The sequence below is a fragment of the Mesorhizobium sp. BH1-1-4 genome (assembly GCF_020165665.1).
Lineage (GTDB): Bacteria > Pseudomonadota > Alphaproteobacteria > Rhizobiales > Rhizobiaceae > Mesorhizobium.
Map to the genome: position 1 here is coordinate 16,882 of NZ_JAIUIN010000008.1, position 13,505 is coordinate 30,386.

The 13,505-nt window shown below is 63.6% G+C and carries 14 protein-coding genes and 1 pseudogene; 8 read left to right on the plus strand and 7 right to left on the minus strand.

Annotated features, from left to right (window positions below; translation table 11 throughout):
- Nucleotides 1–24: 24 nt before the first annotated feature.
- Nucleotides 25–714 (plus strand): HAD family hydrolase, encoded by a 690-nt coding sequence (locus LB569_RS15935; protein ID WP_224693150.1) that lies wholly within the window; start codon nt 25–27, stop codon nt 712–714.
- A 42-nt stretch (nt 715–756) separates the two neighbouring features.
- Here the strand turns inward: LB569_RS15935 and LB569_RS15940 are convergent, their stop codons facing one another.
- Nucleotides 757–1,488, minus strand: coding sequence for a hypothetical protein (locus LB569_RS15940; protein ID WP_140705859.1), 732 nt, complete (start codon nt 1,486–1,488; stop codon nt 757–759).
- Nucleotides 1,489–1,617: 129 nt separating this feature from the next.
- On the opposite strand from LB569_RS15940, the gene thrC reads away from it, so the two are divergent.
- The 4 genes from thrC to LB569_RS15960 are packed head-to-tail and all read left to right on the plus strand — an operon-like array spanning nt 1,618 to nt 7,823.
- Nucleotides 1,618–3,015, plus strand: coding sequence for a threonine synthase (thrC, locus tag LB569_RS15945; RefSeq protein WP_224693151.1), 1,398 nt, complete (start codon nt 1,618–1,620; stop codon nt 3,013–3,015).
- Between the two features lie 14 nt (nt 3,016–3,029).
- Entirely contained in the window at nt 3,030–4,322 is a 1,293-nt protein-coding gene (locus LB569_RS15950; RefSeq protein ID WP_224693152.1) for a M16 family metallopeptidase, read from the plus strand.
- 12 nt (nt 4,323–4,334) lie between these two features.
- The gene (locus LB569_RS15955) at nt 4,335–4,931 is read left to right on the plus strand and encodes a GNAT family N-acetyltransferase (protein WP_140661409.1); all 597 of its coding nucleotides are present in this window, start codon (nt 4,335–4,337) and stop codon (nt 4,929–4,931) included.
- Between the two features lie 3 nt (nt 4,932–4,934).
- Entirely contained in the window at nt 4,935–7,823 is a 2,889-nt protein-coding gene (locus tag LB569_RS15960; protein ID WP_140705853.1) for an EAL domain-containing protein, read from the plus strand.
- 131 nt (nt 7,824–7,954) lie between these two features.
- Here LB569_RS15960 and LB569_RS15965 read toward each other — a convergent pair whose 3' ends face one another.
- Nucleotides 7,955–8,563 (minus strand): YqgE/AlgH family protein, encoded by a 609-nt coding sequence (locus tag LB569_RS15965; RefSeq protein WP_140705851.1) that lies wholly within the window; start codon nt 8,561–8,563, stop codon nt 7,955–7,957.
- Between the two features lie 172 nt (nt 8,564–8,735).
- On the opposite strand from LB569_RS15965, the gene LB569_RS15970 reads away from it, so the two are divergent.
- The 3 genes from LB569_RS15970 (at nt 8,736) to LB569_RS15980 (ending at nt 10,677) form a co-directional block, all read left to right on the plus strand.
- On the plus strand, nt 8,736–9,542 hold the full coding sequence (locus LB569_RS15970) for a protein-disulfide reductase DsbD domain-containing protein (protein ID WP_224693153.1): 807 nt from the start codon (nt 8,736–8,738) through the stop codon (nt 9,540–9,542).
- 82 nt (nt 9,543–9,624) lie between these two features.
- Nucleotides 9,625–10,107, plus strand: coding sequence for a peroxiredoxin (locus LB569_RS15975; protein WP_140705847.1), 483 nt, complete (start codon nt 9,625–9,627; stop codon nt 10,105–10,107).
- 93 nt (nt 10,108–10,200) lie between these two features.
- Complete coding sequence (locus LB569_RS15980; RefSeq protein ID WP_140705845.1) at nt 10,201–10,677, plus strand: DUF2938 domain-containing protein; 477 nt, start codon at nt 10,201–10,203, stop codon at nt 10,675–10,677.
- A gap of 4 nt (nt 10,678–10,681) precedes the next feature.
- On the opposite strand, the gene LB569_RS15985 is transcribed toward LB569_RS15980, so the two are convergent.
- From LB569_RS15985 to LB569_RS16005, 5 genes and pseudogenes are all read right to left on the minus strand, one after another.
- Complete coding sequence (locus tag LB569_RS15985) at nt 10,682–10,993, minus strand: type II toxin-antitoxin system RelE/ParE family toxin (RefSeq protein WP_140705843.1); 312 nt, start codon at nt 10,991–10,993, stop codon at nt 10,682–10,684.
- Complete coding sequence (locus LB569_RS15990) at nt 10,983–11,264, minus strand: type II toxin-antitoxin system ParD family antitoxin (RefSeq protein WP_140705841.1); 282 nt, start codon at nt 11,262–11,264, stop codon at nt 10,983–10,985. The genes LB569_RS15985 and LB569_RS15990 overlap by 11 nt, the downstream gene beginning before the upstream one ends.
- 111 nt (nt 11,265–11,375) lie before the next feature.
- Nucleotides 11,376–11,953 (minus strand): annotated as a pseudogene (locus LB569_RS15995) (histidine phosphatase family protein).
- A gap of 43 nt (nt 11,954–11,996) precedes the next feature.
- Nucleotides 11,997–12,530: a ribonuclease HI gene (rnhA, locus tag LB569_RS16000; RefSeq protein WP_224537882.1), complete on the minus strand. Its 534-nt coding sequence runs from the start codon at nt 12,528–12,530 to the stop codon at nt 11,997–11,999.
- 11 nt (nt 12,531–12,541) lie between these two features.
- Nucleotides 12,542–13,504: a homoserine kinase gene (locus LB569_RS16005; RefSeq protein WP_224693154.1), complete on the minus strand. Its 963-nt coding sequence runs from the start codon at nt 13,502–13,504 to the stop codon at nt 12,542–12,544.
- Nucleotide 13,505: the final 1 nt, after the last annotated feature.

Here is a 13,505-nt window from a genome sequence, read left to right on the forward strand (position 1 = left end):
CCATCCTCCATCGTCCGGATCACCATGCCCCTGCCAGATCTTGTCATCTTCGATTGCGACGGCGTGCTCGTCGATTCCGAAATCATCGCCGCGCGTGTCGAGGCTGAGCTGATAACCCTGGCCGGATATGAAGTCTCGGCGGAGGAGATTGCCGAGACCTATGCCGGCCTGACTTTCAAGGACATATTGATGCGGATCGAGGAGAAGTCCAAAATCCCCTTCCAAGTGTCGCTGATCGATCGCGCCGAGGAACTGGTCGACCGCAAATTGCGCAGCGACGTTCGCGCCATCGAGGGTGTGCGCGAAGCGGTCGCCTCGGTCACGACGCAGCGCTGCATCTGCTCCAATTCTCGTTCGGATCGGATCGAGTTCATGCTGGAGAAGGTGCATCTGCTGCCGTTCTTCGCCGGACGCATCTTCTCGGCGATGGAGACGCCGACCGGGAAAACCAAACCAGCGCCGGACGTCTTCCTGCATGCCGCCGAAAAACTCGGCGCCAACCCGGAGAACACCTTCGTCATCGAGGATTCCGTGCACGGCGTCACCGGCGCCAGGGCCGCCGGCATGCGCGTGATCGGTTTCACGGGCGCCAGCCACAGCTATCCCGGCCATGCCGATGCCCTGACGGAAGCCGGCGCCGAAACGGTGATCCGGCGGTGGGCGGAGCTGAAAAGCGTTATCGCGGCGCTGTCGGAATGGTCCGCGGATGCCTGAGATGCGTGCGTCCTGCTGGACGCACGCCAGACCGACAGCCGCCTAGTTCGTCGCGGCGGCCTTCTTCCTGTGGGTCTTCTTCCTCGGCTTGTCGGTCGTCGCCTTCGGCGCGGTTTCGTCATAACCGGCATAGGCCTGATAGTCCTGCGCCGTCGGCGCCGGCACGACGATATTGGAATCGGTGAAGACAAACTGGGTGGCGACCGAGGGATCGGTCACCTGGACCTGATACTGGTGGATCTGCGAATAAAGCACGTCGGTGCCGTGCATGACCGCCGTGCGGATCGGCATGGTGATGGTGCCAGGCGTGAACTTCGGTCCTGGCACGATCTTGCCGGCAACCGCGATCGTCATCGTCAGCTGTCCGTCGCTACGGCTGCAATCGCGGGTCACGTCGCTGATCGACGCCTGGTAAATGATTCTCGCCGAATCGTCGGGCGGCGTAGCAGCAGCGGCGTCAGCCGCCGCCTGGGCCGCGGCATCCGCGGCGGCGTCGCCGGTCTTCTTGAGCTTCGGCTTGGGCTTCTGGACCTCGTTGACATAGGTGTTGAAGAACGCCGTGCCATCGCGCACCGTCACCCTTGGGCAATACGCGTTCAGCTGGCTGGCCAGCACCTTGGGATCCTGCGGCGGCGGTGGCGCCGCCGGGTCCTTCTTGCCGAAACCGAGGTTCAGGATGCCGTTGTCGCCTGATTGGCAGCCGGCGACGGCAAGCATAAAGCCCGTGAGCGCAAGACCCGCCAAAAAGCGACCACTTGATATACGAAACGCCATGAAACCGTACTTCCCTCTCGCAAAGCTGGTGACGTATATCAACCGCGCGGCAAAAATGCGACTAGAGCCGGCACAGAAATTAACCACCTTGTGGTGAACGGAAAACCAAGCGGCGAACGGATCAGTGACATGCAATATGTGAGTACCCGCGGCGAAGCGCCCGCGCTTGGATTTTCCGACGCCGTCCTGGCCGGCCTAGCGCGCGATGGCGGGCTCTATGTGCCGCGCGAATGGCCGCACTTCTCGGCAGCCGACATCCGCGCCATGCGCGGCCTGGCCTATCCCGACCTCGCCATCCGCGTGCTGACGCCGTTCCTCGGCGGCGAAATCGCCGCGCCGGTCTTCGAGCGTCTCGTCCGCGAAGCCTATACCACCTTTCGCCATGAGGCTGTCTGCCCCTTGGTGCAGACCGGCGCCAACACTTTTGTCCTCGAACTCTTCCATGGGCCGACGCTGGCGTTCAAGGACGTGGCGATGCAATTGCTCGCCCGGCTGATGGACCATGTGCTTGCCGAACGCGGCCAGCATGCGACCATCGTTGGCGCCACGTCGGGCGATACCGGTGGCGCGGCCATCGACGCCTTCGCCGGGCGCAGCCGCACCGACATCTTCATCCTCTTTCCGCATGGCCGCGTCTCGCCGGTGCAGCAGCGGCAAATGACGACTTCGACAGCCGACAACGTCCATGCGCTGGCGATCGAAGGCAATTTCGACGACTGTCAGGGCCTGCTGAAGGATATGTTCAACGATCACGGCTTTCGCGACCGGGTGTCGCTGTCGGGGGTCAATTCGATCAACTGGGCGCGCATCATGGCCCAGATCGTCTATTATTTCTCCTCGGCATTGTCGCTCGGTGCACCGGACAGGCCGGTCTCCTTTACCGTGCCGACCGGCAATTTCGGCGATATCTTCGCCGGCTACGCCGCCAAGAAGATGGGGTTGCCGATCGAGCGGCTGGTCATCGCCACCAACGACAACGACATTCTCGCCCGTACTTTCGCGACCGGCGAATACCGGACCAAAGGGGTCTTTGCGACCACCTCGCCGTCGATGGACATCCAGGTTTCCTCGAACTTCGAACGTCTGCTTTTCGAGGCGTCCGATCGCGACGCGGCGACCGTGCGGCGCTACATGGCCGGCCTGAAGCAATCGGGCGCTTTCACCATCGAAGCCCGGGAAATCGCCGGGATGCGGTCCGAATTCGATGCCGGCCGCGCCACGATGGATGAGGTCGCCGCCACCATCCGCTCGACGCTCGCGACCAGCAATTACCTGCTCGATCCGCATACGGCGGCAGCCGTGCATGTGGCGGCGGGCAAGGCTGCGGGCGCCGTGCCGATGGTGGTGCTGGGCACCGCGCATCCGGCGAAATTCCCGGCCGCCGTCGAGGCCGCCAGCGGCGTCTCGCCCGCCCTGCCCGCATGGCTAGGTGGATTGATGACATTTGAGGAAAAATACACGGTACTTCCATCCGACCTGAAAATGGTGGAAGATTACGTCAGTCGCCGCGCGCGGGCGGCGCGTTAGGGAGTAAGAGCCATATGGGTGTTGAGGTAAGCCGTCTGTCGAACGGCCTGACAGTCGCCACCGAAACCCTTCCAAGTATCGAATCGGTTGCCTTGGGTGCCTGGGTCAAGTCGGGTGCCCGCAATGAACGCGAAGACGAGCATGGCATGGCCCATCTGCTCGAGCACATGGCGTTCAAGGGGACGAAGCGGCGAAGCGCCTTCGAGATCGCCTCGGAAATCGAGGACGTCGGCGGCGAGATCAACGCCGCCACCAGCGTCGAGACCACATCCTACTACGCTAGGGTGCTCTCCGACGACGTGCCGCTGGCCGTCGACATCCTGTCCGACATCCTGCAGGAGTCCGAATTCGACCCGCAGGAACTGGAGCGCGAGCAGCACGTCATCCTGCAGGAGATCGGCGCCGCGCACGACACGCCCGACGACATCGTCTTCGACCGTTTCACCGAAACGGCCTTCCGCCACCAGACCATCGGCCGCTCGATCCTGGGCACGCCTGAAACCGTAAAATCCTTTACCTCCAAGCAGTTGCACGATTTCATCGAACGCCAGTATGGCGCCGAGCGGATGGTGATCGTGGCCGCCGGCGACGTCAAGCACGACAAGTTCGTGCGCGAGGTCGAAAACCGGCTCGGCGGCTTCCGCAGCAAGGCCGACAGCACCATTCCGCAATACGCGCAATATGTCGGCGGCGATTTCCGCGAGGACCGCGACCTGATGGACGCGCAGATCGTGCTCGGCTTCGAGGGCCGCGCCTACCATGTGCGCGATTTCTACGCCTCGCAGGTGCTGTCGATGATCCTCGGCGGCGGCATGTCGTCGCGTCTGTTCCAGGAGGTCCGCGAGAAACGCGGCCTCTGCTACTCGGTCTATGCCTTCCACTGGGGCTTTTCCGACACCGGCATATTCGGCGTCCATGCCGCGACGGGGCAGAGCGATATCGCCAAACTGGTGCCTGTCATCATCGACGAGCTGCAGAAGGCCGGCGAGAGCATCCTGCAGGAAGAACTCGACCGTGCACGCGCCCAGTATCGCGCCGGGCTGATCATGTCCGCCGAGAGCCCGGCCAGCCGCGCCTCGCAGATCGCGCGGCAACTGCTCCTATTCGGCAGGCCGATCGCAAAGGAAGAGCTGATGGAGCGCCTGTCGGCGCTGACAGTGGAGCGGCTGACCGACCTGTCGTCGCGGATGTTCTCGACCAAGCCGACGCTTACCGCTGTCGGGCCCGTGGGTACGCTGGCACCATACGAGGCGATCCTCGATTCGCTTCCGGGCACGCAGACCACGGCCCGCAGACTCGCCGTCTAAGTCCCAAGCGCCGTGTTCGCGCTCCCTTTCTTTCGCCGTGACCTGCCGGCACTGAAGGGCAACCTCGTCACGCTGCGCGTGCCGTTCACCAACGACTATCGCGAGTGGTCGGCGGTGCGCGGCGAAAGCCGGGCGTTCCTGGAGCCTTGGGAGCCGCGCTGGACCCCGGACGAACTCGACCGCACGGCATGGCGCCTGCGCATCAGCCGCTATCGCGAGGACTACGCACAGGGAACGGCGATCGCCTTCTTCATCTTCGAGAAATCGAGCGGCAAGCTCGCGGGCGGCATCACGCTCGGCAACATACGCCACGGCGTCTCGCAAAGCGGTCATGTCGGGTACTGGATCGGCGAGCGCTTCGGCGGCCGCGGCCTGATGACCGACGCGGTCAAGGTGGTGGCCCGCTTCGCCTTCGATACGCTGAGGTTGCACCGGATCGAAGCCGCCTGTATTCCCGACAACATCAGGTCGATCCGCGTGCTTGAAAAAGCCGGATTCCGGCGCGAAGGACTTCTGCGATCCTATCTCAGGATCAACGGCATCTGGCAGGACCATTACCTCTACGCCCGGATCGCCGACGATCCCCCGGGCGCTGGAACGAAGGACTGATTTTTGACGAATTTCCTGCGAAACGGGCCGCTGTTCGCCTTTCTGCTGGCGACGATGCTGACGCTGTGCGCGGCTTCGTCGGCCTTTGCCGTCGAACCCATCAAGATTGCCCGCGACGATGTCGCGCTCGATCTTTCGCGCGCCGTCGAGATTTACCGCAACCAGGGTGAGAACTTCCAGGTGTCGACCGCGCCCGGGCCGGACGGCATCGTGCGGCGCATCGAGGTCGAGGCCAACGATGCCCGCTCGACCGGCGACTGGGCAGTGTTCGCGCTCGCCAACACCACCGACCAGCAGCTCGACAGGCTGATCGTCGCGCCGCATTTCCGGCTGGTGAATTCCGGCATCTTCTGGCCGGATCTGGGCTCGACGCGCATCGCCGCCATCACGCCCAGCGAGGGCTTCGCGCTCGACCGCCAGACCAGCCCCGACGCCGACGTGTTCCGGGTGACGCTGAACCCCGGCACGGTGATCACCTTCATCGCCGAGCTTGCCTCGCCGAAGCTGCCTCAGGTCTACCTGTGGGATCCGGAATCCTACAAGGATTCGGTCAATTCCTACACGCTGTTTCGCGGCATCGTCATCGGCATCGCCGGCCTTCTGGCGCTGTTCCTGACCATCCTCTTCGTGGTCAAGGGAACATCGATGTTCCCGGCGACGGCAGCGCTCGCCTGGGCGGTGCTTGCCTATATCTGCGTCGATTTCGGCTTCCTCAACAAGGTCATCGAGATTTCGCCCGGCAACGAACAGATGTGGCGGGCCGGAACGGAGGTGGCGCTGGCGGCGACCTTCGTGGTCTTCCTGTTCGCCTATCTCAACCTCAACCGATGGCACGGCCATTTCAGCTATGGCGCCCTGGTCTGGATCCTGGGACTGCTCTTGATCGCCGGTGTCGCCATCGTCGACCCGGCGGTCGCCGCGGGCATCGCCCGCATCTCGTTCGCCGCCACGGCGCTGACCGGGCTCGGCCTCATCATCTTCCTCGGTATTCGTGGTTATGACCGCGCCATCATGCTTGTGCCCAGTTGGGTCATGGTGCTGTTGTGGCTATGCGGATCGTGGATGGCGATCACCGGCATGCTCGACAACGACATCGCCCAGCCGGCACTTGGCGGCGGTTTGATCCTGATCATCCTGTTGATCGGCTTCACCGTCATGCAGCACGCCTTTGCCGGTGGCGCGCTGCATCAGGGGCTGTTCTCCGACCTCGAACGGCAGGCGCTGGCCGTCGCGGGATCGGGCGATACGGTGTGGGACTGGGACGTTCTGCGCGACCGCGTCGTCACCAAGCCCGATGTCAGCATCCAGCTCGGCCTTGCCCCCAACAGCCTGGGTGGTGCCGCCCGCAACTGGCTGCCGGTGCTGCATGCCGACGACCGCGATACATTCCGCACGACGCTCGACGTGGTGCTCGAACACCGCCGCGGCAGGGTGGCACAGAACTTCCGGCTGCGCGGCGCCGATGGGCACTATCACTGGTTCGCCCTGCGCGCGCGTCCGGTGATCGGATCGGATGGCGAGGTGATCCGCTGCGTCGGCACCATGGTCGACGTCACCGAACAGAAGAAGTCCGAGGAACGGCTGCTGCACGACGCCGTGCACGACAATCTGACCGGCCTGCCAAATCGCGAATTGTTCATGAACCGGCTAGAGGCGATCATCTCGATCGCCCGCACCGAAGAGAAGGTGCGGCCGACCGTCTTCGTCATCGACATCGACCGCTTCAAGCAGGTCAATGACGGGCTCGGCATCTCGGCCGGCGACACCATCCTGCTCACCATAGCCCGGCGCCTGCACCGCCTGCTCAAGCCGAAGGATTCGCTGTCGCGCTTCGCCGGCGACCAGTTCGCCCTGATGCTGCTGTCCGAGCAGGATCCCGCCCGCATCGCCGGCGTCGCCGATGCCATCAAGCACGCGATCAACAACCCGATCACCTTCGCCAAGCGCGAGATCGTGCTGACCGCCTCGATCGGCCTGATCACCTGGACCTCTGCGCAGACCTCGGCCGAGGACATGGTCAAGGACGCCGAGCTCGCCATGCATCAGGCCAAGCGCTTCGGCGGCGACCGGATCGAGCCGTTCCGCCCCGCGTTCCGCACCGTCGGCACCGACCGTCTGCAGTTCGAATCCGACTTGCGGCGCGCCATCGAGCGGCGCGAATTCACGCTGGCCTACCAGCCGATCGTGCGGCTCGAGGACGGCAGCGTCGCCGGCTTCGAAGCGTTGCTGCGCTGGGACCATCCACGCCGCGGCATGATCCCGCCGGCCGATTTCATCCCGGTCGCCGAAAGCTGCGGGCTGATCGTGCAGCTTGGCCTGTTCGCCATGCAGCAGGCAGCCGAGGATCTCGCGGGATGGCAAAAGCAGATCGGCGATGCGCCGCTGTCGGTCTCGGTCAACCTGTCCAGCCGCCAGCTCATCCGCCGCGACCTGGTCAGCGATGTGCGTTCTGTTATCGCGCGCGCCAATTTGAAACCACGCTGCTTCCGGCTCGAACTCACCGAGTCCCTGGTCATGGACAATCCCGAGCAGACCGCCCATGTGCTGACCAAGCTGAAGCAGCTCGGCATCGGCCTGTCGCTAGACGATTTCGGCACCGGCTATTCATCGCTCGCCTACCTGACGCGGTTCCCGTTCGACACCATTAAGATCGACAAGAGCTTCGTCGACGACAGCACGCCCAAACGCGCGGTGCTGCTCAAATCCATGGTCAACATGGCGCATGAGCTCGGCCTTTCGGTGGTCGCCGAGGGCATATCGGATGAACGCGACGCGCTGGAGCTGCGCCAGATGGGCTGCGAATATGTGCAGAGCTTCATGTTCGGCGCGCCAATGCCGGGCGACCAGGTGCTGAAGACGCTGAAAGAGCAATATCCGCTGACGCAGGCGTGATGGAGCGCAGCCGCGTCGCCGCTGTCCCTTCGTCACCCCAGGGTCTTCGCGACGGAGCTTCGCTCCTGCTTCGCCCAGGGATGACGAAGGTGGGAGGATTCGGCTAATCTCGAGGGTTGGCGGAGGCGGCCTCAGGCGTGGCCGGCCGCCAGGCTCAAATGCGCGAGATCGATGCCGATCGAGGCGAGAATCCGGTCATATTTGCGTTCGATGTCGGCGTCGAACAGCAATTCCGGCGTCGCCGGGCAGGTCAGCCAGCCATTCTCGGCGATTTCGGTTTCCAGCTGGCCGGCTCCCCAGCCGGAATAACCAAGCGCCATCAGCGCGCGACGCGGCCCGCGCCCTGACGATATCGCCCGCAATATGTCCACCGTCGCGGTCAGGCAGATGTCGTCGGAAACGGTGAGCGAGGATTCCACCCGATAGTCGCCCGAATGCAGGACAAAGCCCCGGCTGCGGTCGACAGGCCCGCCATTGCGCACGACGAAATCGCGCGCCTGCGCCGGCAGGCGGATCGCTTCCTGCTCGTTCATGATGCCGAGCTGCACCAGAAGGTCGGGAAACAGCATCTGCTGCGTCTGGTTGATGATCAGGCCCATCGCTCCTTCATCGCTGTGGGCGCAGATGTAGATCACCGAGCGCGTGAAACGGTCGTCCTTCATGCCGGGCATGGCAATCAGGAACTGATCGTCGAGAAAGCCGGGGACGGCGGCTGTCTTCTTATGGCGCAACAAATCCATGGCAGGGAGGGTAACGCGTTTCCCGGTCGCCGAAAAGATGCGCCGCGCCGGATTCGACCAAAGCCCATATTGCGAGGCCGGCCTTGGCTTGCCCGCGAAGGTCACGCAAATATGATATCAGCAAGGTCATGAAAACATTGCGCGGCCACGAACGGACGATCAAATCACGCCCATGCAAAGCTTGAAAATCCTGTTGCTCTGTGCCGCCATTGGATTGGCGACGGCGCTCCCCGCCACCGCCTCCTCCTCCGCCTGGTACAGCAGCGAAGGCGGCAAGGTGCGGCTGGTGACGTCAGGCAAGCCCGACGATGCGGGCCGCATCCAGGGCGTTCTCGATATAGCGCTCAAACCCGGCTGGAAGACCTACTGGCGCGACCCGGGTGACGCAGGCGTGCCGCCGCAGCTCGACGTTTCGGCCAGCACCAATATCGCCGATGCGACGCTGTCGTTTCCCGCGCCGCAGCGCCACGACGATGGCTACGGCAAATGGGCCGGCTACAACTACCCCGTTTCGCTGCCGGTGACGTTCACGCTGGCGACGCCGAACCAGCCGGCGGTCATCGATGCCGACATCTTTCTCGGCATTTGCGAGACCATCTGCATCCCCGTGCAGACACGGCTGAGCGTCGACCCCGCCTCCGATCCCGACAATGCCGACGACGCGGCGTTGGTGAAGGCGAGCTTCACCGCATTGCCGGCTGCTGCAAAGCCTGACTTTGGCATCAAGGTGCTGCCAGGCGACCACGAAACGCTGGTGGTCGAAGCGAGTTTTCCCGGCGATCCGCAGGCGGCGGATTTCTTCGTCGCCGGCGAGCGCGACTATATGTTCGGCACCCCTTCGCGCGCGGAAAAGAACGGCAAGTTGATCTTCACCGTGCCGATCCTCGATCGCCCCTCGACGACGCCGACGGATGGCGGGCTCCACTATACGCTGACGAGTTCGGCGGGCGCGGTCGAAGGGTTGCTGCCCTTTCCGTGATGGCGGCGCTGCCATGGTTGCAGGAAGCCGCCGAGTTCGCTACGCAAGCACGCGTCCTTCCCCATCCCCAAGCGAGGAACTCATGACCATCTCCGTTGGCGACAAGCTGCCCGAGGCGACCTTCAAGACCATGACCGACGACGGCGCCAAGCCGATCACGTCGGCCGAGATTTTCCCGGGCAAGAAAGTGGTACTGTTCGGCGTTCCCGGCGCCTTCACGCCGACCTGCAGCAACAACCATCTGCCTGGCTATCTAGAGAACCATGACGCGATACTGGCGCGCGGCGTCGATACGATCGCCGTCGTTTCGGTCAACGACGTTCACGTCATGGGCGCCTGGGCGCGCTTTACCGGCGGAGAAGGCAAGATCCTGTTCCTGGCCGACGGTAACGGGGACTTCGCCAAGGCGGTCGGTCTCGACGCCGACTATTCCGGTGGCGGCATGGGCCTGCGCTCGAAGCGGTTTTCGATGATCATCGACGATGGCAAGGTCACCGCGCTCAATGTCGAAACCAAACCCGGCGTAGACGAGTCCGGCGCGGCTCATATTCTGGGCCAGCTCTGAGCTTCCAGGGCCGCTAAGGCGGGGCCGCGATGGCTGGCCTCGCCTGACAAGCGCCGCGCTTCAGAACTGCCGGCTCTCGGGGGAATTCCAACGATGTTTGACATCTTCTGGCGCGCTGTCGCGATCGGCATCGGCGCCACCGTCCTGATGGATATCTGGGCCTTCTTCCTGCACAAAGCGTTCGGCCAGCCACGGCCGAACTGGGGGCCGGTCGGGCGCTGGGTCTGGCACCTCCGCGACAAGGTGTTTCACGACGATATTGGCGATGCCACGCCCTACGCCCATGAGAAAGCGCTGGGCTGGGCTTTCCATTACTTCGTCGGCATCGTCTACGGCATCATCCTGGTGGTGCTGGCGGGCGCTGGCTGGCTGGCCACGCCGACCTTCCTGCCGGCCTTCATCCTCGGCATCGTCACCGTCGGCGCCGGCTGGTTCCTGCTGGCGCCGGGCATGGGCGCCGGCTGGGCGGCTTCAAAGCGGCCGAACCCGATGCAAATCCGTGCGCTCAACCTGGTCTCGCACACGGTGTTCGCGCTTGGGCTTTGGGGAACGGCGCTGCTGATCCGTTAGGCAATTAGAACAAACGGTTCAGATCCCGCCGCCCATCCACCACGCGGACGATTTCAACCCACTCGACTGGGCCATCGTCCGTGTCTGGAACCGTTTCGTAGAGCAGTACAAACGGCGCCTCCACCAGCATTCGTGCGGAAGGCCTGATATCCGATCGCCTAACACCCATGCGCGGCTGGTCCGCCAGTTGCAGGGCCCGCGCTTCCAACTGATCATAATAACGATCGGCCGCCCGTATGTTTTCGCTGCCTATCGCCACGTAGATGTCGATGAGGTCAGCCCTGGCTGCGGGCGACCAGACCAGCCTAACGGCCATTCCGCGAGGCTTCCGTCAGCTTTCGCCGTGCTTCTTTTCGCAACGCGTCGAAATCCACAGGCTCTGGCCTCCCACTTGCCTTGCCTTCATCCCATGCCTGTCTCAGCCGGCGGATATCGTCATGCCGCAGTTCGCGCTTGGCCAGCCAATCCCGCACCGCTTCACGCACAATCTCGCTTGCGGTGGCATACTCGCCCGCTTCCACAGCCTCTCGCATGAGGGCTGCCTGTTGCGGGGTCACAGCCACGCTCATTTTTTCAACGTTTGCCATGCTGCGTCCTTATCGCATGCTCCGTGGTAGGAAATATTACTCCCACCCTTGAGCAACCGCAACGTCACCAGAAGAACCAGGCCCGACCCGATGCGTACGCCCGTCAGACAGTCAGGGCAGCCGGTCCATCGGCTGCCACCCATGGAGAATGCGGCGCGCGCCGATATCGTAGGCGAAATAGTTGCCGCCGCCAGCCGGCTGGTCCGCTTCGCGGCTGATCGGCCTACCGCTCAGCGACAGCAGCAGGAGCGTCCCGACACCGCCATGTCCGACAAAGGCGATGTCTCCAGCACCGCCCTCACCAAGCACGCCTCGACCTCGCTGACGATGCGCCGCTCCGCGTCGATGGCCCGCTCCCAGCCGCGAACGCTTTCATGCGGATTGGCGAAAAACCGGTCGGCGACCGCCTCGAAATCCGGCGGCGGCAGGAAACCCGTCGATGACCGGTCGTTCTCATGCATCCGCTCCCTCACCTGCACGGCAAGGCCGAGATGCCGCGCCAGCACTTCGGCGGTTTCAACCGCCTTGCGTTCGCCCGACGACACCACACGCCCGATCGACGCGATCCACGGCTGAACCAGCATTGCGTTCGCCCTTGCGCGACCAATGTCAGACAGGCCCCAATCCGGTACCGGAATGGTGGCGTCGATCTGAACTTGGGGATGGGTGATGTAGTAGGCAATCGTCATGACGGAGGCGCTCCGTTCGGTTGTGGCCGCGACGATCCGAGGCTCAATAGCTCTGGGTCGATCGGCGCGCCTTCGGGGCCAGCGGCTGCTTTGCCTGGACATCCGGCTTGGACAGTGAGACCGCCGGCTTGAAAGAACCCTTCTTGAACGGCGCCATGCCTTCCCTGGCCAGTTCATCGGCACGCTCGTTCTCGGCATGGCCGGCATGGCCCTTGACCCAGTTCCAGGTGACCTTGTGGCGGCGGTTGGCCTCGTCCAGCGCCTGCCACAACTCGCCATTCTTGACCGGCTTCTTGTCGGCGGTCTTCCAGCCATTCTTCTTCCAGCCATGGATCCATTTGGAAATGCCGTCCATCACGTATTTGCTGTCGGTATGAAGCTCGACCGTGCAAGGCTCCTTCAACGCATTCAGCGCCGAGATGGCGGCCAGCAGTTCCATGCGGTTGTTGGTCGTCTCGGCTTCGCCGCCGGAGAGTTCCTTGGTGGCGCCGTTGAAGCGCAGAATGGCGCCCCAGCCGCCGGGGCCGGGATTGCCTGAACAGGCGCCATCGGTGAAGATTTCAACCTGTTTGCTCATGATACCCCATATCAGGCCAATCCATATTCCGAAGCCGATCTGATCGCCCGATGGAACCGCATCCTTCTGATGTATTCGGTCGGGTCGCGTTTCATCACCAGCCCGCCGTCAGGAACGGTCAGCCAGTCGTAGAGCCGGGTCAGCATGAAGCGCAGCGCCGAGCCGCGCGCCAACATTGGCAGCGCCGCCTTCTCCTCCACGCTCAGCGGGCGCACGCTCTGGTAACCTGCTAGCAGCGCCTTGCCCTTGGTGAGGTTGAAGGAGAAATCCTTCTCGAAACACCAGGCGTTGAGGCAGGTGGCGACGTCGTAGGCATAGAGGTCGTCACAGGCAAAATAAAAATCGATCAGACCCGAGAGCTTCTCGCCGAGGAAAAAGACATTGTCGGGGAAAAGATCGGCATGGATTATGCCTTCGGGGAGGCCCTTGGGCCAGTTCCGCTCGAAATCGGCGAAGTCGGCATCGACCTCGGCCGCCAGCCCCGGCTCGACTTCGTCGGCGCGGGCGCGAGCCGAGTCCCAAAGCTTGCGCCAGCCGTCGATGGCAAGCGCGTTGGGCCGGTTCATCGGGAAATCGGCCCCGGCCATATGGAGCGCGGCCAGCGCCTTGCCGACCTCGGCGCAATGCGTTGCCGTCGGCCGCCGTAGCGAAAGCCCTTCGAGGAAAGTGATGATGACCGCCGGCCGGCCGGCCAGCGTGCCGATGACACTGCCGTCATGCGCGGTCACTGGCAATGGACACGACACGCCCTTGTTGGCGAGATGGCCCATCAGCCCGAGGAAGAACGGCAGATCCGCCTTCTCGACGCGCTTTTCGTAGAGCGTCAGGATGTAGGAACCGCTCGAGGTGTGCAGCAGGAAGTTCGAATTCTCGGTGCCTTCGGCGATGCCCTTGTAGGACAGGAGATCGCCGACCGGATAGTGTTTCAGGAAAGCGCCGAGTTCGCCCTCCGCAACGTCGGTATAGACGGCCATG